A 23285-nucleotide genomic window follows, 5' to 3' on the forward strand; every position below is an offset into this window, starting at 1 on the left:
TGACCCGCTGTTTTCAGGGGATGGATGGGAAAAATGTCGCGACGAGTGTAGCAAAAAAGCTGCACGGATCGGCAAATCGCTCCCATTTGTTAGCGCTATCGTAAAGGGCACGCGGCGATGTTGCGCCGCTTAGCCTGCGTGATATTATCGCAACAGCCTTTTACACCCTGACAGTCAACTTAAGAGAAAAGAGAACCATGACGGACAAACTTACTTCCTTGCGTCAGCTGACTACTGTGGTCGCCGACACCGGTGATATCGCGGCAATGAAACTCTACCAACCGCAGGACGCCACCACTAACCCTTCTTTGATCCTCAACGCTGCGCAAATCCCTGAATACCGCAAACTGATTGACGAAGCCATTAGCTGGGCACGTCAGCAGAGCAGCAACAAAGAAGAGCAGCTGGCGCTGGTTTCTGACAAGCTGGCCGTCAACATTGGTCTGGAAATTCTCAAACTGATCCCGGGACGTATCTCTACTGAAGTTGACGCGCGTCTCTCTTACGACACCGAAGCGAGCATCGCGAAAGCACGCAGCCTGATCAAACTGTACAACGATGCCGGCATCAGCAACGATCGTATTCTGATCAAACTGGCCTCAACCTGGCAGGGCATCCGCGCGGCGGAGCAGCTGGAGAAAGAAGGCATCAACTGTAACCTGACGCTGCTGTTCTCCTTCGCCCAGGCGCGTGCCTGTGCCGAAGCGGGCGTGTTCCTGATTTCGCCATTTGTTGGCCGTATCCTCGACTGGTACAAGCAGAACACCGACAAGAAAGAGTACGCAGCGCATGAAGATCCAGGCGTGGTATCCGTGTCTGAGATCTACAACTACTACAAGCAGCACGGCTATGAAACCGTGGTGATGGGCGCCAGCTTCCGTAACGTCGGCGAAATCATCGAGCTGGCCGGTTGCGACCGCCTGACTATCTCCCCGGGCCTGCTGAAAGAGCTGGCCGAGAGCGAAGGCAGCGTAGAGCGTAAACTGAGCTACAGCGGCGAAGTGAAAGCGCGTCCGGCTAAAATGACCGAAGCGGAATTCCTGTGGCAGCACAACCAGGATCCAATGGCGGTGACCAAACTGGCCGAAGGTATCCGCAACTTTGCCATCGACCAGGGCAAACTTGAGAAGATGATCGCCGAACTGCTGTAAGGTGATGTGCCGTGGCGGCTGCCGGTCGCCACGGTTTTCGCGTTTCCCTCGCTGATGCTTTGTATTATCCTTTCTGCCATTCCCCTTTTTCTCACCGCCCCGCGGTCAACACAGCGATAACTCTATGGATACTTTACGTATTGGCTTAATTTCCGTGTCCGATCGGGCCGCTAACGGCATCTATCAGGATCAGGGCATTCCGGCGCTGGAAAGCTGGCTGAGCGCTGCGCTGGCGACACCGTTTGAGATTGACACCCGCCTGGTTCCGGATGAACAGCCGATGATTGAGCAGGCGATTTGCGAGCTGGTCGACGAACGTTTTTGCCACCTGGTGCTGACCACCGGCGGTACCGGTCCGGCCCGGCGCGACGTCACGCCGGATGCGACCTTAGCGGTAGCCGACCGCGAGATGCCCGGCTTTGGCGAGCAGATGCGGCAGATTAGCCTGCAGTTTGTGCCGACCGCGATTCTGTCACGCCAGGTGGGCGTGATCCGCAAGCAGTCGCTGATCCTCAATCTGCCGGGACAGCCGAAATCGATTAAAGAGACGCTAGAAGGGTTGAAAGCGGATGACGGCACGGTGAAAGTGCCAGGGATTTTCGCGGCTGTACCCTATTGTTTACAGCTGCTGGAAGGGCCTTACGTCGAAACCCACCCGGAGGTGGTAGCAGCTTTTCGCCCGAAAAGCGCACGACGTGAGACAAACGTCTGAAAATTGCCGTTTTCAGGCATAAAATGCAGAGTGACTGGTGTGGCAAAATATTGACGGTATAGTAACTGAAGCTTTACAACTATACTGACATGGCCTCTGGATACCGCACTCTTATGGATTCGCTGACAACGCGTCGACTCAACCGCCAGGACTACAAAACCCTGGCGCTGGCTGCCCTGGGCGGGGCGCTGGAATTCTACGATTTTATCATCTTCGTCTTCTTCGCTGCGGTGATTGGCGAGCTGTTCTTTCCGCCAGACATCCCGGAATGGCTGCGTCAGGTGCAGACGTTTGCCATCTTCGCCGCCGGTTATCTGGCGCGTCCGCTGGGCGGCATCATCATGGCGCACTTTGGCGACAAAGTCGGGCGCAAGAAGATGTTCAGCCTGAGTATTCTGCTGATGGCGCTGCCGACGCTGGCGATGGGGGCGCTGCCCACCTACGCCAGCATTGGCATTGCCGCACCGTTACTGATGTTGCTGATGCGCGTGCTGCAGGGCGCGGCCATTGGCGGCGAGGTGCCGGGCGCGTGGGTGTTTGTTGCGGAGCATGTGCCGGAAAAGCGCATCGGCTTTGCCTGCGGCACGCTGACTGCAGGCTTAACCGCCGGCATTCTGCTCGGGTCGCTGGTGGCGACGGTGCTGAATACTTCGCTCTCGCCGGCGGCGATACGCGATCACGGCTGGCGCATTCCTTTCTTCCTCGGCGGCCTGTTTGGCCTGCTGGCGATGTATCTGCGTCGCTGGCTGCATGAAACCCCGGTATTTCGTCAGATGCAGCAGCGCAAAGCGCTGGCGGAAAAACTGCCGCTACAGACCATTCTCGCCAGCCATAAGCGCGGTATTGCGGTGTCGATGCTGCTTACCTGGCTATTATCAGCCTGTATTGTGGTGGTGATTCTGATGGCGCCGACGCTGATGCAGAAGCAGCATGGCGTGCCGGCGGCGCTCAGTCTGCAGGCCAACAGTTTCGCGACCGTGATGCTGCTGATCGGCTGCGTGCTGGCGGGCTGGATTGTCGATCGCTACGGTGCGGCGCGTACCTTACTGATTGGTTCGCTGCTGCTGGCGCTGTGCAGCTGGAGCTTTTTCCAGCAGCTTGGCGGCACGCCGCAGATGCTGTTCATCTGGTACGGTCTGGCGGGACTGAGCGTGGGCGTGGTCGGCGTGGTGCCGTTTGTTATGGTGCGGGCGTTTCCGGCGGCGGTGCGCTTCACCGGCATTTCCTTCTCTTACAACGTGTCGTATGCCATCTTTGGCGGTCTGACGCCGATCAGTGTGACGCTGATGATGTCGCTGACGCCGATGGCGCCGGCCTGGTACGTGCTGGCGCTGGCGCTGATCGGCATGCTGGTGGCGCTGTGGTTATGGCATGACAGCCGCCAGGCTAATGCGCAGCTGGATGTCTCGCTGCATTCATCGTAATGGCAGCGCGCGGAGCGGCATGGCTCCGCGCGCAGTTGATTACTCGCCAATCGGCAACACGCTGCGCTCAAACTTCTCGTTCAGCACTTCGCCCATCGCCAGATAAAAGGCGCTGGCACCACAGACGATGCCCACCCAGCCGGCGATGCGCAGCAGCGCCGCGTGATCCAGCAGATGGCCGATAGCCAGCAGCGCAAACAGCAGCGTCAGGCTGGCAAACACAAACTGCAGCACTTTTGCGGCCCGCAGCGTGCCAAAGAACAGAAACAGCGTGAAGAGGCCCCACAGTGCCAGATAAGCGCCGAGGAAATGGCCATCGGCGGCGGCAGCCAGTCCCATTTTTGGCAGCAGCAGAATCGCCACCAGCGTCAGCCAGAAGCTGCCGTAGGAGGTAAAGGCGGTCAGGCCGAAGGTGTTGCCTTTTTTATACTCCAGCAGCCCGGCAAGGATTTGCGCGATGCCGCCATAAAAGAGGCCCATCGCCAGGATAATCACATCCATTTCAAACAGACCGGTGTTGTGTAAGTTGAGCAGGATGGTGGTCATACCAAAACCCATCAGGCCCAGTGGGGCGGGATTCGCCAGCGTGGTGTTGCCCATAATTCCTCAGCAGCAGCGTTATTGTTTATTGGTTTAACGCCCGCGCCAACAGCGGTGGGGCGCGGGGCGCTGCATCATAATCAGGTGGCTTTTGCCGCACTTTGATCTCACGCGGTAAGAGAATCTAAATTTTTTTTAGTTTTAACCCTTGATGCGCTTCGAAGCGGCCCCATTTAGTTGTCATCAAGCATTGTGAGGCAGCAAAAAAATCTGCCGCAGCAGTTGAAAGTGGTCAGCGTGACCGCATCTCTGCTTCACAACCCAATTTGGCAAAGAATTTAAGTGGGAGACGTTTAGATGGGTAAGATTATTGGTATTGACCTGGGTACAACCAACTCATGTGTGGCGATTATGGACGGTGGCAAAGCACGCGTGCTTGAAAACGCCGAAGGCGATCGCACCACACCGTCAATCATTGCATATACCGGGGATGGCGAAACTCTGGTCGGTCAACCGGCTAAACGTCAGGCGGTGACCAACCCGCAGAACACCCTGTTTGCAATCAAGCGCCTGATCGGCCGTCGTTTCCAGGACGAAGAAGTGCAGCGTGATATTAAAATCATGCCGTACAAAATCATCGGTTCTGACAACGGTGACGCCTGGCTGGACGTGAAAGGCCAGAAAATGGCACCGCCGCAGATCTCTGCAGAAGTGCTGAAAAAAATGAAGAAAACCGCGGAAGATTTCCTCGGTGAGCCGGTGACCGAAGCGGTTATCACCGTACCAGCCTACTTCAACGATGCGCAGCGTCAGGCGACCAAAGACGCCGGCCGTATCGCGGGTCTGGACGTAAAACGTATCATCAACGAACCGACCGCAGCGGCACTGGCTTACGGCCTGGATAAAGGTCAGGGCAACCGCACCATCGCGGTATATGACCTGGGTGGCGGTACCTTCGATATCTCTATCATTGAGATCGACGAAGTCGACGGCGAGAAAACCTTTGAAGTACTGGCGACCAACGGTGATACCCACCTGGGTGGTGAAGACTTCGACAGCCGTCTGATCAACTACCTGGTTGCCGAATTCAAGAAAGATCAGGGCATCGATCTGCACAACGATCCGCTGGCGATGCAGCGCCTGAAAGAAGCGGCAGAGAAAGCGAAAATCGAGCTCTCTTCTGCGCAGCAGACCGACGTTAACCTGCCGTACATCACGGCGGATGCGACTGGTCCTAAGCACCTGAACATTAAAGTGACCCGCGCGAAGCTGGAATCACTGGTGGAAGATCTGGTTACCCGTTCGATTGAGCCGCTGAAAGTGGCGCTGAATGACGCTGGTCTGTCGGTTTCTGACATCAACGACGTGATCCTGGTTGGTGGTCAGACGCGTATGCCAATGGTGCAGGCGAAAGTGGCGGAGTTCTTCGGTAAAGAGCCACGTAAAGACGTGAACCCGGACGAAGCAGTCGCTGTGGGTGCTGCGGTACAGGGCGGCGTGCTGGCCGGTGAAGTAAAAGACGTTCTGCTGCTGGACGTGACCCCGCTGTCGCTGGGTATCGAAACCATGGGTGGCGTGATGACGTCGCTGATCAGCAAGAACACCACGATCCCAACCAAGCACAGCCAGGTGTTCTCGACTGCTGAAGACAACCAGTCTGCCGTGACCATTCACGTGCTGCAGGGTGAGCGTAAGCGTTCGGCGGATAACAAATCGCTGGGCCAGTTCAACCTCGACGGTATTCAGCCAGCGCCGCGCGGTATGCCACAGATCGAAGTGACCTTTGACATCGATGCTGACGGTATTCTGCACGTGTCTGCGAAGGACAAAAACAGCGGTAAAGAGCAGAAGATCACCATCAAAGCTTCTTCTGGCCTGAACGAGGAAGAGATCGAAAAAATGGTTCGTGACGCGGAAGCTAACGCCGAGTCAGACCGTAAATTCGAAGAGCTGGTGCAGACGCGCAACCAGGGTGACCAGATTGCGCACAGCACGCGTAAGCAGCTGGATGAAGCCGGTGACAAACTGTCAGCGGAAGACAAAGCACCGATCGAGTCTGCCCTGAACGAGCTGAACACCGCGCTGAAAGGCGAAGATAAAGCAGAAATCGAAGCCAAAATGCAGGCGCTGATGGAAGTGTCCAGCAAGCTGATGGAACTGGCGCAGCAACAGGCTCAGGCCGGCGCAGCGGATGCCGGCGACGCTTCGGCGAAGAAAGATGACGACGTTGTCGACGCTGAATTCGAAGAAGTGAAAGATAAAAAATAATTGCCCCTGACCGGGCGCGACGGCTGGCCTGACAGCCGTTGAAACCAGCACGGGCGTCGGAGATCTCTCCACGCCCGTGCGATCATGTTAAGGGCAGAGAAAAATGGCTAAGAGTGATTTTTACGAGATCTTAGGCGTCTCAAAATCCGCCGATGAGCGCGAAATCAAAAAGGCCTATAAGCGCCTGGCGATGAAGTATCACCCGGACCGTAATCCGGGCGATAAAGAGGCCGAGACGAAATTCAAAGAGGTCAAGGAAGCCTACGAGATCCTTACCGATGCGCAGAAGCGTGCAGCTTACGATCAGTACGGTCATGCGGCGTTTGAGCAGGGCGGTGGTGGCGGCTTCGGCGGCGGCTTTGGTGGCGGCGGTGCCGACTTCAGCGATATCTTTGGCGACGTGTTCGGCGATATCTTTGGTGGTGGTCGCCGTCAGCGCGCCTCACGCGGCGCCGATTTACGCTACAACATGGAACTGACGCTGGAAGAAGCGGTACGCGGCGTGACCAAAGAGATCCGCATTCCAACGCTGGAAGAGTGTGATGTCTGCCACGGCAGCGGCGCCAAAGCGGGCACCCAGCCGCAGACCTGTCCGACCTGTCACGGTGCGGGCCAGGTACAGATGCGTCAGGGCTTCTTTACCGTGCAGCAAGCCTGTCCGACCTGTCACGGTCGCGGCTCGGTGATTAAAGATCCGTGCAACGCCTGTCACGGCCACGGCCGCGTTGAGCGCCAGAAAACGCTGTCGGTGAAAATCCCGGCGGGCGTCGATACCGGCGACCGTATCCGCCTCAGCGGAGAAGGTGAAGCGGGTGAGCATGGCGCACCGGCTGGCGATCTGTACGTGCAGGTTTCGGTGAAGAAACACCCGATCTTCGAGCGTGAAGATAACAACCTGTACTGCGAAGTGCCGATCAACTTTGCCATGGCAGCGCTGGGCGGCGAGATTGAAGTGCCGACGCTCGACGGTCGCGTGAAGCTGAAAGTGCCGGCAGAAACCCAGACCGGCAAGCTGTTCCGCATGCGCGGCAAAGGCGTGAAGTCGGTGCGCGGCGGTGCGGTCGGCGATCTGCTGTGTCGCGTGGTGGTGGAAACCCCGGTCAGCCTCAACGACAAGCAAAAAGCGCTGCTGCGCGAGCTGGAAGAGAGCTTCGGCGGACCTACCGGCGAGAAAAACAGCCCGCGTTCGAAAAGCTTCTTCGACGGCGTAAAGAAGTTCTTTGACGATCTGACCCGCTAATCGGGTGCGCAGACAGTAACAAGCGGAGAGGCAACTCTCCGCTTTTTTTATGCGCAGTTCTGCTGTGCAAATACTCAACGGCATTGTTTTTCGTCATTCACATCCCTGACAGCCGTTACCTTTCAAAAATACGCTGACACGCTGTAGGGGCGCCATTTATGGCGACCTCAAGCCGTGAAAATCCCCGCCAACAAACGCCCCCTCACATTGCAAAAACTGGTTCCGTTTTCGCCAATAGCATTTTTCGGCATTGCGTCGAAAATATATCATAGGTATCTTGCAAGGCGTTTAATGAGAATGATTTTCGATAACATGCACCATCAGCGGTGTGCGGCAGCGCAGTAGCGCGGGACCGTCGCTGCAGGGAGAGAAACGTTGCCAAACCCGACTCACTATCGCGCTCCACAACGCGTGCGCAATGAATTACGCTTCCGTCACATCACCGTCGCCAGCAAAACGCGGGTGGCCGATGCCTTCTGGCGCATCGTCTTTAGCGGCAGCGATCTGGCGGGTTTCCACTCGCCCTCTTTTGACGACCACATCAAAGTGTTTTTCCCGGATACGCCGGGCGGTGCGCTGGCGCTACCACACATGACCGACGAAGGTATCGTCTGGCCTGACGGCGTGCGTCCGGCGGCGCGCGACTATACGCCGCTGGCCTTTAACGGCAGCGATTCGCTGACGCTGGATTTTTACATCCACGACGGCGGCGTCGCCAGTAGCTGGGCGAGTGCCGCTCAGCCGGGCGATCGCATTGCGATGGGCGGCCCGCGCGGATCGTGCGTCGTGCCGGTGGATTATGCCTGTCAGATTTATGTCTGTGATGAGACCGGTCTGCCGGCATTTAAGCGCCGCTATCAGGAAATGCAGGCACAACAGATTCATCTGCTGGCCTGTGTTGATGAGCCAGTCGGCCGCGCGTATCTTGGCGACCTGCCGGACGTCACGGTGAGCTGGCTTGGCAGCGGCAACATGCAGGCTGAGGCGCTGACGCCGCTGCTGGACCCGATTATGCTGCCTGCTGATGACTACTTCATCTGGCTGACCGGCGAAGGCGCGGCGGTGAAACAGCTGAGCGATTACTTTACTCAGCAGCGCGCGGCGCACAGCGACCTGGTGCGCGCCGTCGCTTACTGGCATCAGAAATAACCGGCGCCCGCCCGCTGCCGCCTGTGTTGAATTTTACCAGGCACCAGACTACTATCAACCTCCCTCAACTGACCCCGGGAAGGCGATGAAACAGCAGCGGGATGTTCCAGAGCACGCCGATGCGGCACAGCGTGCCAGCTGTGCCGGCGCACGCAGAAAGCGGCGCGAAAGGATGCTGGATGCCAGTGATATTCGCCTGCTGATGCTGCACTTTCTGGCCAGCGGCGCGGCGCACGGTTATGAGCTGATCAAATCGGTGGAAGAGTTGTCGAAAGGCGAATATTCCCCCAGCCCCGGCATTATTTATCCCAACCTGACGCTGCTGGAAGAGATGGACGCCATTCGCGTGGTGGATGCCCAGGCCACGCGCAAAGCCTACGCGCTTAACGATGCGGGCCGCGCGCTGCTGGCGGAAAATGGCGAAAACGTGGCGGTGATTATCGGGCGGCTCACTTCGCTGGCGATCCTGGTCAACAACCGCAGCATTCCGCAGGTGGAGCAGGCGATCCATACGCTTCGCTATACGCTCAATCACCGGCTGTCGCAGGAGCAGATTTCACCGGCCACGGTGGAGATTGTCGTGGCGGCGTTGCAGGACGCGGCAGAGAAGATCGCCAACAGCTAAGCGCGTTACGGTTTCTTCTTGTCCACATGCCCCAGTTCGCGATCCGGCCAGCAGACATCGCGCACCCGCTGCTTCAGTGCTGCCGCATCGGGAAAGCCGCCTTCCTGTTTGCGTTCCCAAATTACCTGACCATCAATGCTAATCTCGAATACGCCGCCGCTGCCGGGCTGGAGCGTGACCGCGCTGAGATCGCCGGCAAAGGTATGCAGCAGCTCCTGCGCCATCCACGCCGAACGCAGCAGCCAGTTACATTGGGTACAGTAGTGAATGGTTACTGCCGGTTTATCTGACATCCTATCCCTCCTGTTAGTGCTTGATTAATCATGGGTTAACAAATTGTGCGCACAAAGATACATCCTGATGCAAATGATATTGATAATGATTACCAATTGCATTAAATTGTTTTCGCCATCATTTTACTCTCTATAAATCCCGCAGGCATCCCTTCGGCGCCGCTGCCAGTGACACACGGCAGCTGTGCACTGAAGCGCGCATGACACTGTGCCACAGGTGCCGGGATCGATAACATTATCTGGCCAGCGTGACGCGCTGTTTCACGGTTTTTAGCATAAAGCCGTGGTTTTCTGGCAGCAAATAAGTGAGCGAATACTAACAATTAACCAGGTATTTCGCGCATGTCTTTACACCTTCAGGGAAATTTCCGGCAGCGTCTGTTTATCGTCGCTGTTCTTGCTTCAGCCATTCACGCAGCCTGCAGCTATGCCGCCAGCGACAGCAGTACGCTGGCGCGTTCCGCAGAGAACAACAGCAGCAATGAACCGGTAATGACCGTTACCGCGCCTAAGCAGCAGGCCGGCAGCAAAACCACGCTCACCGCCAGCGATCTGCAAAAACGCGGCGCCAATGACTTCGGTTCGATCATGCGTTATGAGCCGCTGGTCAGCGCCACTGGTGCGGCGGGCGGTTCGTCAGCCGGTAAAAGCGGCTTTGACCGTGCAGGCTACACCGGCTACAACATTCGCGGGCTGGAAAGTAACCGTGTCGGTCTGGATATTGATGGCATTCCGGTACCGGACGCCACCGGTCGTCCGTACGTCAGTCGTGCCGGTAACAATACCTTCGGTATCGGTCGCGACTACATCGACCCGTATATGTTTGGCAGCGTCGAAATTGAGAAGGGCGCTACATCGGTGGAACAACCTAACACCGCCATCGGCGGTAACGTATCGTTTCATAACAAGTCGCCGGACGACTACCTCAGCAGCGATAAAACCCACTATTTCGGTTATCAGAGCGACTACAGTTCGGCAGATCGCAGCTGGCACAATGGCATCACCGCGGCGGCAGGGGATGATGAACTGCGCGGCCTGTTTGTCTACAGCCGCCGCGACGGCCAGCAGACGCGCAACAACAGCGGCGTAAAAGACGCCTACCCGGCCAACTGGCACTCGGATGCCTTTATGACGTCGGGAATCTGGCAGCCAAACGATCAGCACAAGCTGAGCGCCACCTTCGACTACTACCACAAAACCAATCACACCCACTACGATACCTGGGACAGCAGCAGCGGCAACACTATCTGGGGCACTGCGCAACAGCAGAGCGATTCGCGCCGCTGGGGCATTAATCTTGCTGATGAGTGGACGCCGTACAACGAGATGATCGATACGCTGACCACGCGGGTTTACTGGCAGCAAACCGAGGCGCACGACACCACCTGGTTACCGACCAGCGCCAGTCAGTACGGTTTCGTCTACTCTGACTACAACGTCGATACTTTAGGGTTTGACACGCGCGCCAGCAAAACCCTCGGCCGCCACGAACTGAGCGGCGGCGTCAACGCGCGCGTGGAGAACAGCGAGCGTCCGTTCCGCCAGGAGCCGAACCCGGGCACCTTCGGCACCATCACCCAGCCGCAGTCAGACAGCCGTTCCTGGACCGTGGCCGGTTATCTGCAGGATAAAATTAATTTCGATCTCGATAGCCACAATTTCGCGGTGATTCCCGGCGTGCGCGTTATTCATCAAAGCACCAAACCGAAGAACCTCGGCGATCTGACCAACGGCAGCACGGTGCTGACCGCAGAGCAGGTGGAAAAACTGTACGGCAAGACCAATTCAGACACCGAAGTGCTGCCGTCACTGACCTTCCAGTACGATATCAATCCGGCGCTCACCACCTGGCTGCAATATAAGCGCGGCGTGGAGTTCCCGACCACCAGCCAGCTTTACGGCTCGTGGAACCTTGGTTCAAGCTACGCCGGCAGCGCGCAGTATGCGCTGATTGGTAATACCGATCTGAAAACCGAGACCAGCAACAATTTTGAGTGGGGTCTGAAAGGACAGCCGACCGACGGCATCACCCTCAATACCTCGGTGTTCTACAACACCTACAAAAACTTTATTGCCTACACCCGCTATCGCCGCGCCACCAACCCGGCGATGTTCGTCAATGTTCCGGCCAACATCTACACCAGCTATCAGGCTGAGAACCGCGACAAAGCCTACATTTATGGGGCGGAGATCAGCACCCGCGTCAACTACGGCAGCTGGTTCCCGACCGTGGATGGCCTGAGCAGCACGTTCGCGCTCGGCTACAGCGAGGGTAAAGCGAAATCCCGCTATCTGGGCGACAAATACATCGATCTCGACAGCGTCGCGCCGCTGAAAGCGATTGTCGGCGTCGCGTGGGACGACAAAGCGCGCGGTTACGGCGCTGCGCTCACCGCCACCTTCGTCAAAGGCAAACAGGCCAGCGCCACCAACCGTGAGAGCTACAGCAACAGCGGGGCGGCCATCAGCGACGCCAGCAGCGAATACATGCGCGTGCCGGGCTACGGCCTGATCGATGCCACCGCGTACTGGCAGCTAACGAAAAATGTCAGGCTGAGCAGCGGTGTCTACAACATTACCGATCGTAAATACTGGGATTACCTCAGCAGCCGCACGCTGACCAGCGCCAGCGCGCAGGAGCGCAACGACATCAATCTGGCCGTGATGCCGGGACGCACCTGGCAGCTCGGCGTGAACGTCGACTTCTAATCACTTTTCGCCCTGCGGTGGCGCAGGGCATTTTCACGGGAGCAAGCGCAATGCATCAACGCTATCAACACTATCTGGCGCTGAAAGGCCAGCATCCAAAAATGTACGCGCGTGATTTAGCCGCGCTGATGGGCATAGGGGAAGCACAGCTGTGCGAAGCGCGCGTGGGCCACGACGCGCAGCCGCTGCGCGCCGATTTTCCGGCGCTGCTGACGGCGCTGGCGGCAGTGGGTGAGACCAAAAGTATTACGCGCAATGCCTGGGCGGTGCACGAACAGGTGGGAACCTACAGCAATCTGCATCTCGGCGAACATGGCGGGCTGGTGCTTAATCCGCGTGCGCTCGACCAGCGTCTGTTTCCCGCGCAGTGGCACAGTGCTTTCTTCCTGCGCGAGCAGACCGCGCACGGCGAACGACAGAGCATACAGATTTTCGATCGTCACGCTGATGCGGTGCTGAAAATCTACACCACCGCGCAAACGGAGATGCCGGCGTGGCAGGCATTGATTGAGCGCTTCCGGCTGGCGCACGCGCCTCAGCTGCAGCCGCAGCCGGTCAGCGCCACGCCGTTCAGCGACAGGGTGGATGCCGGCACTGTCGAAGCGGAGTGGCGTGCCATGACCGATGTGCATCAGTTCTTTGGCCTGCTGAAGCGTCACCATCTCTCGCGGCCGCAGGCGTTTCGCGCGGTGCCGGATGATTTAGCGCGTCAGGTGAGCAACACCGCGCTGGCAACGCTGCTGGGCCAGGTACAGCAGGATGGCAATGAAATCATGATCTTCGTCGGCAATCGCGGCTGTACCCAGATCTTTACCGGCACTATCGGGAAAGTGGTGCCGCTGGATAACTGGATTAACGTTTTTAACCCCACATTCACGCTGCATCTGATGGCGGATCGCATTCACGAGAGCTGGGTGACGCGCAAGCCGGGCGGCGATGGCTTCGTCACCAGTCTGGAGCTGTTTGCTGCCGATGGCACGCAGATTGCCCAGCTGTACGGCCAGCGCAGCGAGGGCACGCCGGAACAGGCACGCTGGCGCGAGCAGGTGATGGCGCTGACGCCGACAGGAGCCGCCGCATGAAAGCGCTGATCCTGACACTGCTTGCTCTGCTGACGCTGCCGGCGTGGGCGGCGCAGCGCATCATTACTATCGGAGGCGATGTAACGCAGATCGTCTACGCGCTGGATGCGCAGGCGCAGCTAGTGGCGCGCGACAGCACCAGCCAGCATCCGGCGGCGGCCACCAGGCTGCCGGATATCGGTTATATGCGCCAGCTCAACGCGGAAGGCATTCTGGCACAGAAACCGACGCTGGTACTGGCCAGCGCGCTGGCTAAACCGTCGCTGGTGTTGCAGCAGGTGGCGGACGCCGGGGTAACGGTGGTGGAGGTCAGTGGGGATAACCGCCTCGACGCCATCACGGACAAAATCGCCACCATTGGCAAAGCGCTGCAGCGTGAACAGGCGGCCCGCGCGTTGATCGACAAGGTCAACAAACAGCGTGCGCAGCTACCGCAGCGGCCGCTGCCGGTGAAAGTGCTGTTTATCATGGCGCACGGTGGATTACGTACCCAGGCGGCTGGTGCGCAGACCGGCGCTGACGGCGCAATTCGCGCTGCCGGCCTGGTCAATGCCATGGGCGCGGTGCCGCACTATCAGCAGCTGTCGCAGGAGGGCGTCGTGGCGGCGGCACCGGATTTGGTGGTGGTCGGCGAAGAGGGGCTGCGCACGCTGGGTGGCGAACAGGCGGTGTGGGCGCTGCCGGGCCTGCAGTTGACGCCGGCCGGCCAGCATCACGCGCTGCTGGTGATTGATGAGATGGCGCTGCTGAGTTTCGGCCTCGATACGCCGGACGCGATTTTGCGCCTGCGCCATGCGGCGGAAGCCGTGCAGCATGATTAACCGCCTGATGATGCGCTGGCTGATGTTAATGAGTATCAGCATGCTGGTGTGCATGCTGCTGGCGGCCAACCTCGGCGCGATGCCGCTGTCGCTGCGCACGCTGTGGCAGGCGCCGCTCAGCGATCTGGCCTGGCAAATCTGGCTCACAATTCGCCTGCCGCGCGTATTGCTGGCGGTGCTGACTGGCATGGCGCTGGCGGTGTCCGGCGCGGTGATGCAGGGGCTGTTTCGTAATCCGCTGGCCGATCCCGGACTGCTGGGTATCAGCAGCGGTGCCGGGCTGGCGGTGGCGCTCTCAGTGGTGTTGCCGGTCAGCCTGCCGCCGCTGCTGGCGCTCTGGCTGCCCTCGCTGGCAGCGTTTGCCGGCAGCCTGGTAGTAACGCTGCTGATCTTCAGCTTTAGCCGGCTGGCGCAGGGCCAGCTGGCGCGCCTGCTGCTGGTGGGCATTGCGATTAATGCGCTATGCGGCGCGGCGGTTGGCGTGCTGTCGTGGCTGAGCAACGACCAGCAGCTGCGTCAGCTGTCGCTGTGGGGCATGGGCAGCCTGACGGGTGCCCAGTGGCCGAGCCTGCTGGTGTGCGCGCTGCTGATTGTTCCGGCGCTGCTGCTGGTACAGACGCGCGCGCGTCGCCTCAATCTGCTGCAGCTGGGCGAAGAGGACGCGCACTATATGGGCGTCGATGTTAAACGCACGCAGCGCCAGCTGCTGGTGCTGAGTGCGCTGCTGGTGGGCACGGCGGTGGCGGTCAGCGGCATTATCGGTTTTGTCGGGCTGGTGGTGCCGCACGTGATGCGTTTTTGTCTCGGCAGTGACCACCGCTGGCTGCTGCCGGGCGCGGCGCTGGCGGGAGCGATTCTGCTGTTGCTGGCGGATACGCTGGCGCGCACCGTGGTGATTCCGGCCGAAATGCCGGTCGGGCTGCTAACCAGTCTGCTGGGCGGGCCGTGGTTCCTGTGGCAGATTCTGCGCCAGCAAAGGGGGCTGAATGAGTGAGCAGTTGCAGGCGCGCGGACTGCGGTTTTGCCGGGGAACGCGTACCTTAATCGATGATGTCTCCCTGACGCTGCCGCCGGGCGAAATGGTTGCCCTGATCGGTCCTAACGGTGCCGGTAAGTCGACGCTGCTGCGGCTGCTGACCGGCTTTCTGCACGCGGACGCCGGTGAATGCTGGCTGGGCGATCGTCCACTGGCGGCCTGGCCGCGCGAACCGCTGGCGCAGCGCCGCGCGGTGATGCGCCAGCAAAACAGCGTCACCTTTCCGCTGCCGGCTGCCGACGTGGTGGCGATGGGGCGCGCACCCTGGCCGGCCGGTAACTGCCAGGCGGTGGTGCAGGAGGTGATGCAGTTAACCGGCAGCGCGCCGCTGGCGCAGCGCGACTATCGCTCGCTGTCGGGCGGGGAGCAGCAGCGCGTGCAGCTGGCCCGGGTGCTGGCGCAGCTGTGGCATGACGACGGTCCGCGCGGCTGGCTGTTGCTGGATGAACCCACCTCCGCGCTCGATCTCTACTGGCAGCAGTCCACTCTGCGCCTGCTGCACCAGCTGACGCGCAATGGCCGCTTCAGCGTCTGCGCGGTGCTGCACGATTTGAATCTGGCCTCACTGTGGTCGGATCGGGTGTTGTTGTTACACCACGGCCAGCTGGTGGCGCAGGGCGCGCCGCACGCGGTGATGACCGAACCGATCCTGACGCGCTGGTATCAGGCCGACCTGCAGGTGGTTACGCCGCCAGCGCAGGATCGGCCGCAGATACAGCTGCGGCCATAACGGCATCCTGCACCGGGTCAGGGCGCCTGGCGGCAATCGACAATCAGCCGCCCACGCACCTGGCCTGCCAGCAGCTGTTCTGCGCCTGCGCGCGCCTCGCTCAGTGGAATCACTTTGGTCATTTGCTCCAGCAGCGCGCCGTCAACCAGTTCCGCCAGACGCTGCCACGCCTGCTGACGCAGCGGTTTGGCGCACATCACGCTGTCCACGCCGGCCAGCGTAACGCCGCGCAGAATAAACGGCGCAACGCTGGTGGGCAGATCGAGGCCCTGCGCCATGCCGCAGGCGGCGACCACGCCGTCGCGCTGGATCCCGGCTAACACATTGGCCAGCGTGTGGCTGCCGACGCTATCGATCGCGGCGGCCCAGCGCTCTTTCGCCAGCGGTTTGCCGGGCGCGCTCAGTTCGTTACGGTCGATAATCGCGGAGGCGCCGAGCGTATCGAGCAGGTAGGCGCTGTCGCTGGCGCGGCCGCTGGATGCCACGACCTCATAGCCGAGACGTGCCAGCAGGCTCACGCTGAAGCTGCCCACGCCGCCGCTGGCACCGGTAACCAGCACCGGACCGTGCTGCGGTGTGATGCCCTGTTTTTCCAGCGCCAGCACGCACAGCATCGCGGTAAAGCCGGCGGTGCCAATCGCCATGGTTTGCAGCGGGCTGAGCGCCGCCGGGACCTTGACCAGCCAGTCGCCGGAGACGCTGGCTTTCTGCGCCAGCCCGCCCCAGTGTTTTTCACCCACGCCCCAGCCGGTGAGCAGCGCAACATCGTCCTGCTGCCACTCCGGATGACGGCTGTGGATCACCCGGCCAACAAAATCGATGCCCGGCACCATGGGAAACTGGCGCACAATCGGCCCTTTATTACAGATGGCCAGCGCGTCTTTGTAGTTGAGGGTGGAGTAGCTTACTTCGAGGGTAACATCCTGATCGGGCAATTGTTGCTCTGACAGATCCTGCAGGGATGTGCGGTATCCCTGTTCATCATTTTCAATGACCAGTGCCTTGAACATGCAGCCTCCGGCTGGTTGGGAGAAGTGCGCTCCATAGTACGCTTCTGCCGCAGGGAGTGCCAGGCGGATGGGCGCGGCAGGCGGTCGCTATCGCACCGGTGTTACATTCTGCATAACTTTGCGTAATCTTCGACTATTCAGGCAGTTAAAAATAGACGCCTTAACTATTATTCATGTAAATCAATGAAGTAGCGCATTGGCGTTCTGCATCAAAATTCCGCCCTGATTGGTTGTTCGCGGGAAAAAAAGATGCCATCATGTCGCCCGAATTTATTCCCCATCTTCATCGCTGAGGACGCCGCCATGTCCGGTACAATGCACATCTGCACTTGTCGCCGTGCGCTTCATGACAAGCGCGCCTCTGTCATCTGTTGTTCGCATTTCCCGCTCACCATGCGGTGAGGCTACGCCCCGTTCGCTGTTGGATATGAGTAAAGACAGACGCGATCTGGCTTTACTGATGTCTATCGGTTGCGGCCGCCGGACGTTATTCGCCGGGGAAATTTCCTCATTGCTGTGCCACTGGCACCCACTCATCCTTCATTACGGGGATTTGTGTTATGAACCCATTGAAAATTGCTGCCAGCGTAGCGGTAGCGCCAAGCCTGAGTCTCAACACCGCGCGCGACGTGGTGACGCTGGATAATACCGATTTCACCGACGTGGCCGCGGTAGTGGTCTCGCTGGCCGATACACGCAGCGGCGTGCTGACGCTGCTGCGCCAGACTGGCTTCAATCTGCCGGTGTTTGTCGCGAACGCCTTTGATGACGCGGTGCTGACGCTGCCGGGCGTGACCGGAGAGATCAACGGCGCAGCGGAAGAGTGGCAGGCGCTGGAGCAGGCGGCGCAGGCGTACGAGGCGGAACTGCTGCCGCCGTTTTTCGACACCCTGACGCGCTATGTCGATATGCAGAACAGCACCTTTGCCTGTCCGGGCCATCAGGGCGGGGCGTTTTTCCGCCGCCATCCGGCCGGACGTCAGTTTTATGAGTTCTACGGCGAGAACGTCTTTCGCTCCGATATGTGTAACGCGGACGTCAAGCTGGGCGATTTACTGATCCACGAAGGCTCGGCCAAGGATGCGCAGAAATATGCCGCGCGCGTGTTCAACGCCGATAAAACCTACTTCGTGCTGAACGGCACCTCCAGCGCCAACAAAGTGGTGACCAATGCGCTGCTGACGCGCGGCGATCTGGTGCTGTTTGACCGCAATAACCATAAATCTAACCACCACGGTGCGCTGATCCAGGCAGGCGCCACGCCGGTTTATCTGGAAGCGGCGCGTAATCCGTTTGGTTTTATTGGCGGCATCGATGCGCACTGTTTCGACGAGACGTATCTGCGCGAGCAGGTGCGCCAGGTCACGCCACAGCGCGCGGATCAGCCGCGCCCGTTCCGGCTGGCGATCATCCAGCTTGGTACCTACGATGGCACGGTATACAACGCGCGCCAGGTGGTGGATCGCATCGGGCATCTGTGTGACTACATTCTGTTTGATTCGGCATGGCTGGGTTATGAGCAGTTTATTCCGCTGATGGCCGGCTGCTCGCCGCTGACGCTGGAGCTCAATGAGAACGATCCGGGAATTTTTGTCACCCAGTCGGTGCATAAGCAGCTGGCGGGCTTCTCGCAGACTTCGCAGATTCACAAGAAAGATAACCATATTCGCGGCCAGAAACGCTTCTGCCCACACAAGCGGCTGAACAACGCGTTTATGCTGCACGCCTCAACCAGCCCGTTCTATCCGCTGTTCGCTGCGCTGGATATCAACGCCAGAATGCATCAGGGCGAAGCGGGGCGCAGCATGTGGCACGACTGCGTCACGCTGGGCATTGAGGCACGCAAAGCGATCCTTGAGCGCTGCAGCCTGATTCAGCCCTTCCTGCCGGAGCAGGTGCACGGCAAGGCATGGCAGGCGGCAGAAACCGCCACCATCGCCGCCGATCCGGCGTATTTCAGCTTCGAACCGGGCGCGAAGTGGCACGGTTTTGCCGGTTACGATGCCGGACAGTATCTGGTGGACCCGTGCAAGCTGCTGCTCACCACGCCAGGCATCGATGCCACCAGCGGCGAATACACCCGCTTTGGCATTCCGGCCACCATTCTCGCCAACTATCTGCGCGAGAACGGTATCGTGCCGGAGAAGTGCGATCTCAACTCAATCCTGTTCCTGCTGACCCCAGCGGAAACGCCGGAAAAAATGGCGCATCTGGTGGCGATGCTGGAGCAGTTTGAACAGCACGTGCGGGAAGATGCGCTGCTGGCCGAAGTGCTGCCGAGCGTGTATCGCAGGCACGTCGAGCGCTATCAGGGCTACACGCTGCGTCGCCTGTGCCAGGAGATGCACGATTTGTACGTCAGCTACGACGTTAAGGATCTGCAGCGCGACATGTTCCGCCAGGCGTGTTTCCCGAAAGTCGAGGTCAATCCGCAGGATGCGCATCAGGCGTATATTCGCGGTGACGTTGAGCTGGTGCCGATCGCCAGTGCCGAAGGGCGCATTGCCGCCGAGGGGGCGCTGCCGTATCCGCCGGGTGTGCTGTGCGTGGTGCCAGGCGAAACCTGGGGCGGGGCAGTGCAGCGCTATTTCCTCGCGCTGGAAGCGGGTATCAATCTGCTGCCGGGCTTTTCACCGGAGTTGCAGGGGGTTTACACCGAGGAGGATGACAGCGGGCACAAGCGGTTAGTGGCGAATATGATGTTGTAGGAGGGGGCTGTTCCCCCACCGCACGCCACCTTCTCCCGCAGGCGGGAGAAGGTGGCGATGAGCGCTAATCAATAACGGTGGTAGCTGCGCTGTGCCTGGCTCACTTTGTACAGATAGCGGCGCGACTCGGCCGACGGATGGTTGGTGGTCAGCGTCTGATACACCTGGCTCGGTGACATGCCGTTGATGGTGGCGAAGGCGCGGTCTTTATCGCTGGAGAACACGCGCAGCACGCTGCCCGCCCCGCCGTTATAAGCGGTGATCACTGCGTAACGGCGCGATAGCGGATCCTGAATCCCGCCGAGATAGCTCTTCTGCAGCAGCGACAGATAAGCGGTACCGGCATCAATGTTATTGGCCGGATCGAGCAGATAGCTGCGGCTCGGTTTACCCCATTTGCCCTTCATGCGGAACACATCGACCCCGGCAGTATGCTGCACCACCTGCATCAGACCCAGCGCATCGGCGTTGCTTACCGCATAAGGGTTGAAGCTCGATTCGGTCTGCATGATCGCCAGAATCAGCGAGGCATCAACGCCATACTGTTCGGCGGCTTTGCGCACCAGCGGCAGATATTTATGCGCACGTTTGTCGAGGTGGTTGGGCACCATCGGAATGGTCACCGACCAGATAACGTGCAGCCCGGAGGTGCGTCTCTGCAGTTTGTTCTGAATCAGGTAATCGGCAAAGTTACCGGCGCGTCCCTGCCAGCGGATCGGCTGACCGGTATTATCCAGCACCTGGCCGTAGAGCAGCGGCTCTTTACTGATCTGAATATCGTTGGCGTCGGAGTAGAGATCGACGTTGCCCGGATCGTCACCAATCAACAGCGTGGTGATGATGGCCTGACGCAGGCTGGCCATCGGATCGGTGCCGGAAATGGTCTCAATGGTGATGCTACCGCTGTCGAAGTTGATGTGACTGCGGGTGTAATAGTTATCGCTGTATTTGACGTAGTCCTTGGGTCCGGCGATCAGAACCTCATTGATTCCCCAGATATTCTCGATGTTGGCGGCAAATTGCCCCATCAGAATGTCAAAACCGTTGGTGTCCTTAACCCACTCTTCATGGTACTGCGATTTTTTTTGTCCGGAGCAGGAGACTAACAGGGGTGCGATGACCAGCAGTGCTATCAGTTTTTTATTCATTGTGAATGCGTGCCTGACTCGAAAAAGAGGGCCTCAAAGGGAGGCCCTGAACGTTTATTTTTCTGGCGGGGTGTAACCTTCAATGTGCACATCTTTGCCTTCGAACAGGAAATTCACCATCTCCTTCTCCAGCACTTTGCGATCTTCCGGGTTCATCATGTTGAGCTTCTTCTCGTTGATCAACATGGTCTGCTTGGACATCCACTGCTGCCAGGCTTCTTTGGAAATCTCATTGTAGATGCGCTTACCCAGTTCGCCAGGATAGAGCTGAAAGTCCTGGCCTTCAGCTTCGCGTTGCAGATAAGAACAAAAAATGGTGCGGCTCATTACTCTTCCTCTTCGGTCAAACTGGTTCGCAGTTGAAGCTGCCGGGGATGGCGCAGCTCATGCAGCAGGCGCTCTACCGGCGCGGCCAGCCCCACTGACGGTGGTTGCGCTAAGTTATACCAGAGACCGCCGGCTTCATCCATCAGCGACCCGGAGGAAGGCCACGCCAGCCACATAGGCACAATATCTAAGTGGAAATGGCTGAAGGTGTGACGAAACGCGGTAAGCTGCTGCGGTTTCGCGTAGATGCCGCGCGCCGCCAGCCAGTCAGTCAGCGCTTGCTCACTGGTGAACTGCGGGAAGCAGAACAGGCCGCCCCACAAACCCACCGGCGGACGCTGTTCCAGAAACACCTCGTCGCCGTGCTGCAGCATCAGGAACCAGCCGCTGCGCTCTGGTAGCGTGACTTTCGGTTTCTTACCGGGATAATCAGCCCAGTTGCCTTGTGCATAAGCCGCGCAGCCGCTATTCAGCGGGCAGATTTCGCATTTCGGGCGGGAGCGAGTACACACTAACGCGCCGAGATCCATCATCGCCTGATTGAACTGGCTGACGCCTTCCGCTGGCGTGACGTCTTCACTGATCTGCCACAGTCGCTTCTCCACCTCTTTTTTGCCCGGCCAGCCGCTCACCGCATAGCAGCGTGCCAGCACGCGTTTTACGTTGCCGTCGAGGATCGGGAAATGCAGGCCAAGCGACAGCGACAGGATCGCGCCCGCCGTGGAGCGGCCGACGCCCGGCAGCGCCGCGACGTCATCGAAATGAGGCGGGAATACGCCGCCGTGCAGCTCAACCACCTGTTTAGCCGCCTTGTGCAGGTTACGCGCCCGTGCGTAATAGCCGAGGCCGGTCCACAGATGCAGCACTTCATCAAGCGGCGCGGCGGCCAGGTCGGCAACCGTGGGGAAGCGCGCCATAAAGCGTTCGAAATAGGGAATAACGGTGGCAACCTGCGTCTGCTGCAGCATTACTTCGGAGAGCCACACCTTATAGGGCGTTTTCTCCAGCTGCCACGGCAGAGTTTTACGGCCAAAGCGTTGGTACCACTCCAGCACCTGTTGCGCGAACTGCGGCGCCTGCATCATAAGAAGGAAATTTTCCGTGTTTACTCTACAATCAGGCAGGAATTCCAGCACAGAGACATCAGGGTGTAAACCGGAAGATTGCAAAGGCTTGCTTCTGTTACTTAACTTTGCATAATGCCCGTTTCCCTGAACAGGCTAACCAGCAGGTTTCAACATGATTAATGACGTCATCACCCCGGAATTTGATGAGAACGGGCGGCCTTTACGCCGTATCCGCAGTTTTGTGCGCCGCCAGGGGCGCTTAACGAAAGGACAGCAGCTCGCGCTCGACAATTACTGGCCGGAGATGGGCGTCGAGTATCAGCCGCAGCCGCTCGACATGGCCGCGCTGTTTGGCCGCGAAGCGCCGCTGGTGCTGGAGATCGGGTTTGGCATGGGCGCCTCGCTGGTGACCATGGCGCAGAACAATCCGCATCAGAACTTCCTCGGCATTGAAGTGCATGCGCCGGGTGTCGGTGCCTGTCTGGCCTCGGCCAAAGAGGCTGGCGTGCAGAATCTGCGCGTGATGTGTCACGATGCGGTGGAAGTGCTGGAAAACATGGTGCCGGACAATTCGCTGCGCATGGTGCAGCTGTTTTTCCCGGATCCATGGCATAAGGCGCGCCACAACAAGCGCCGCATTGTCCAGGTACCGTTTGCCGAGCTGGTGCTGCGCAAGCTGAAGCTGGGCGGCGTGTTCCACATGGCGACCGACTGGGAAGAATACGCCACGCACATGCTGGAAGTGATGAGCAGCATCGATGGCTATAGCAATCAGTCGGAGAGCCAGAATTACGTGCCGCGTCCGGAAACGCGTCCGTTAACCAAATTTGAGCAGCGCGGGCAGCGACTGGGCCATGGCGTATGGGATCTGATGTTTGAGAGGGTGAAATAATGGCTGTAAAACGTAGCCGCCGTTTACGTAAAAAGTTGCATGTTGATGAGTTTCAGGAGCTGGGCTTCTCTGTTGCCTGGCGTTTTGCCGAAGGCACCAGTGAGGAAGAGGTGGATGCCACGCTCGATCAGTTCATCAATGAGGTGATCGATCCGAATGGTCTGGCCTATGACGGCAGCGGCTATCTGGTGTGGGAAGGGCTGGTGTGTCTGCAGCAGACCGGCAAATGCACCGACGCGCACCGCGAGCTGGTGCGTAACTGGCTGGAAAAGAAAAATCTCGCCGATATTCAGGTCACTGAACTCTTCGACGTTTGGTGGGACTAAGTATCACCACTGGCGATAACTTCGCGC

Annotated in this window: 21 protein-coding genes; 15 read left to right on the plus strand and 6 right to left on the minus strand. The window is 59.1% G+C overall.

All coding sequences use genetic code 11. The annotated features are described in order from the left end of the window. Positions 1-197: 197 nt before the first annotated feature. The 3 genes from tal to H7K56_RS19940 all read left to right on the plus strand — a co-directional run bounded on the left by tal (position 198) and on the right by H7K56_RS19940 (position 3287). Positions 198-1151 carry a transaldolase gene (gene tal / locus H7K56_RS19930; RefSeq protein ID WP_058757131.1) on the plus strand — a complete coding sequence of 318 codons (954 nt, stop codon included), beginning with the start codon at positions 198-200 and terminating at the stop codon, positions 1149-1151. A 124-nt stretch (positions 1152-1275) separates the two neighbouring features. Beyond that, the gene (gene mog / locus H7K56_RS19935) at positions 1276-1863 is read left to right on the plus strand and encodes a molybdopterin adenylyltransferase (protein ID WP_021508659.1); all 588 of its coding nucleotides are present in this window, start codon (positions 1276-1278) and stop codon (positions 1861-1863) included. A 113-nt stretch (positions 1864-1976) separates the two neighbouring features. After that, on the plus strand, positions 1977-3287 hold the full coding sequence (locus H7K56_RS19940) for an MFS transporter (protein WP_058757129.1): 1311 nt from the start codon (positions 1977-1979) through the stop codon (positions 3285-3287). Between the two features lie 39 nt (positions 3288-3326). Here the strand turns inward: H7K56_RS19940 and satP are convergent, their stop codons facing one another. Continuing rightward, the gene (gene satP, locus H7K56_RS19945; RefSeq protein WP_058757128.1) at positions 3327-3887 is read right to left on the minus strand and encodes an acetate uptake transporter; all 561 of its coding nucleotides are present in this window, start codon (positions 3885-3887) and stop codon (positions 3327-3329) included. Between the two features lie 297 nt (positions 3888-4184). On the opposite strand from satP, the gene dnaK reads away from it, so the two are divergent. The 4 genes from dnaK (at position 4185) to H7K56_RS19965 (ending at position 9109) form a co-directional block, all read left to right on the plus strand. After that, entirely contained in the window at positions 4185-6095 is a 1911-nt protein-coding gene (gene dnaK / locus H7K56_RS19950) for a molecular chaperone DnaK (RefSeq protein WP_021508662.1), read from the plus strand. A gap of 103 nt (positions 6096-6198) precedes the next feature. After that, a complete protein-coding gene (gene dnaJ, locus H7K56_RS19955; protein WP_021508663.1) occupies positions 6199-7335 on the plus strand; it encodes a molecular chaperone DnaJ in 1137 nt (378 codons plus the stop codon). 375 nt (positions 7336-7710) lie between these two features. Continuing rightward, positions 7711-8484, plus strand: coding sequence for a siderophore-interacting protein (locus H7K56_RS19960; RefSeq protein ID WP_132464497.1), 774 nt, complete (start codon positions 7711-7713; stop codon positions 8482-8484). A gap of 85 nt (positions 8485-8569) precedes the next feature. Continuing rightward, the gene (locus tag H7K56_RS19965; RefSeq protein ID WP_021314062.1) at positions 8570-9109 is read left to right on the plus strand and encodes a PadR family transcriptional regulator; all 540 of its coding nucleotides are present in this window, start codon (positions 8570-8572) and stop codon (positions 9107-9109) included. A 5-nt stretch (positions 9110-9114) separates the two neighbouring features. Here the strand turns inward: H7K56_RS19965 and H7K56_RS19970 are convergent, their stop codons facing one another. Then, complete coding sequence (locus H7K56_RS19970; protein ID WP_104188365.1) at positions 9115-9402, minus strand: Rdx family protein; 288 nt, start codon at positions 9400-9402, stop codon at positions 9115-9117. A 342-nt stretch (positions 9403-9744) separates the two neighbouring features. On the opposite strand from H7K56_RS19970, the gene H7K56_RS19975 reads away from it, so the two are divergent. From H7K56_RS19975 to H7K56_RS19995, 5 genes are read left to right on the plus strand one after another with little or no spacing between them, the layout of a single operon-like run. Next, complete coding sequence (locus H7K56_RS19975; protein ID WP_104188367.1) at positions 9745-12111, plus strand: TonB-dependent receptor domain-containing protein; 2367 nt, start codon at positions 9745-9747, stop codon at positions 12109-12111. Between the two features lie 50 nt (positions 12112-12161). Further along, positions 12162-13193: a hemin-degrading factor gene (locus H7K56_RS19980; RefSeq protein ID WP_150361803.1), complete on the plus strand. Its 1032-nt coding sequence runs from the start codon at positions 12162-12164 to the stop codon at positions 13191-13193. After that, the gene (locus H7K56_RS19985) at positions 13190-14014 is read left to right on the plus strand and encodes a heme/hemin ABC transporter substrate-binding protein (protein WP_104188371.1); all 825 of its coding nucleotides are present in this window, start codon (positions 13190-13192) and stop codon (positions 14012-14014) included. Before H7K56_RS19980 ends, H7K56_RS19985 begins: the two co-directional genes overlap by 4 nt. After that, a complete protein-coding gene (locus H7K56_RS19990; protein ID WP_127834537.1) occupies positions 14007-15008 on the plus strand; it encodes a FecCD family ABC transporter permease in 1002 nt (333 codons plus the stop codon). The genes H7K56_RS19985 and H7K56_RS19990 overlap by 8 nt, the downstream gene beginning before the upstream one ends. Beyond that, entirely contained in the window at positions 15001-15780 is a 780-nt protein-coding gene (locus tag H7K56_RS19995) for a heme ABC transporter ATP-binding protein (RefSeq protein WP_059011798.1), read from the plus strand. The genes H7K56_RS19990 and H7K56_RS19995 overlap by 8 nt, the downstream gene beginning before the upstream one ends. A gap of 17 nt (positions 15781-15797) precedes the next feature. Here H7K56_RS19995 and acuI read toward each other — a convergent pair whose 3' ends face one another. Further along, the gene (gene acuI / locus H7K56_RS20000; RefSeq protein WP_059011800.1) at positions 15798-16790 is read right to left on the minus strand and encodes an acrylyl-CoA reductase (NADPH); all 993 of its coding nucleotides are present in this window, start codon (positions 16788-16790) and stop codon (positions 15798-15800) included. Between the two features lie 560 nt (positions 16791-17350). Between acuI and H7K56_RS20005 the strand changes: the two genes are divergently transcribed. Further along, positions 17351-19498: an ornithine decarboxylase gene (locus H7K56_RS20005; protein WP_058776225.1), complete on the plus strand. Its 2148-nt coding sequence runs from the start codon at positions 17351-17353 to the stop codon at positions 19496-19498. Between the two features lie 68 nt (positions 19499-19566). Here H7K56_RS20005 and mltC read toward each other — a convergent pair whose 3' ends face one another. Genes mltC through mutY form a run of 3 tightly spaced genes read right to left on the minus strand, consistent with a single transcriptional unit; the run spans position 19567 to position 22058 of the window. Next, positions 19567-20646 carry a membrane-bound lytic murein transglycosylase MltC gene (gene mltC / locus H7K56_RS20010; RefSeq protein ID WP_059011803.1) on the minus strand — a complete coding sequence of 360 codons (1080 nt, stop codon included), beginning with the start codon at positions 20644-20646 and terminating at the stop codon, positions 19567-19569. 54 nt (positions 20647-20700) lie between these two features. Further along, entirely contained in the window at positions 20701-20973 is a 273-nt protein-coding gene (locus H7K56_RS20015) for an oxidative damage protection protein (protein WP_059011805.1), read from the minus strand. Then, complete coding sequence (gene mutY / locus H7K56_RS20020; protein ID WP_150361171.1) at positions 20973-22058, minus strand: A/G-specific adenine glycosylase; 1086 nt, start codon at positions 22056-22058, stop codon at positions 20973-20975. The genes H7K56_RS20015 and mutY overlap by 1 nt, the downstream gene beginning before the upstream one ends. A gap of 154 nt (positions 22059-22212) precedes the next feature. Between mutY and trmB the strand changes: the two genes are divergently transcribed. Further along, positions 22213-22932 carry a tRNA (guanosine(46)-N7)-methyltransferase TrmB gene (trmB, locus tag H7K56_RS20025; RefSeq protein WP_059011661.1) on the plus strand — a complete coding sequence of 240 codons (720 nt, stop codon included), beginning with the start codon at positions 22213-22215 and terminating at the stop codon, positions 22930-22932. Then, the gene (locus H7K56_RS20030; protein ID WP_021313105.1) at positions 22932-23258 is read left to right on the plus strand and encodes a YggL family protein; all 327 of its coding nucleotides are present in this window, start codon (positions 22932-22934) and stop codon (positions 23256-23258) included. The genes trmB and H7K56_RS20030 overlap by 1 nt, the downstream gene beginning before the upstream one ends. The last annotated feature ends 27 nt before the right edge of the window (positions 23259-23285 follow it).

Origin of the sequence: Pantoea dispersa, from assembly GCF_014155765.1 — a bacterium.
Classification (GTDB): Bacteria; Pseudomonadota; Gammaproteobacteria; order Enterobacterales; family Enterobacteriaceae; genus Pantoea; species Pantoea dispersa.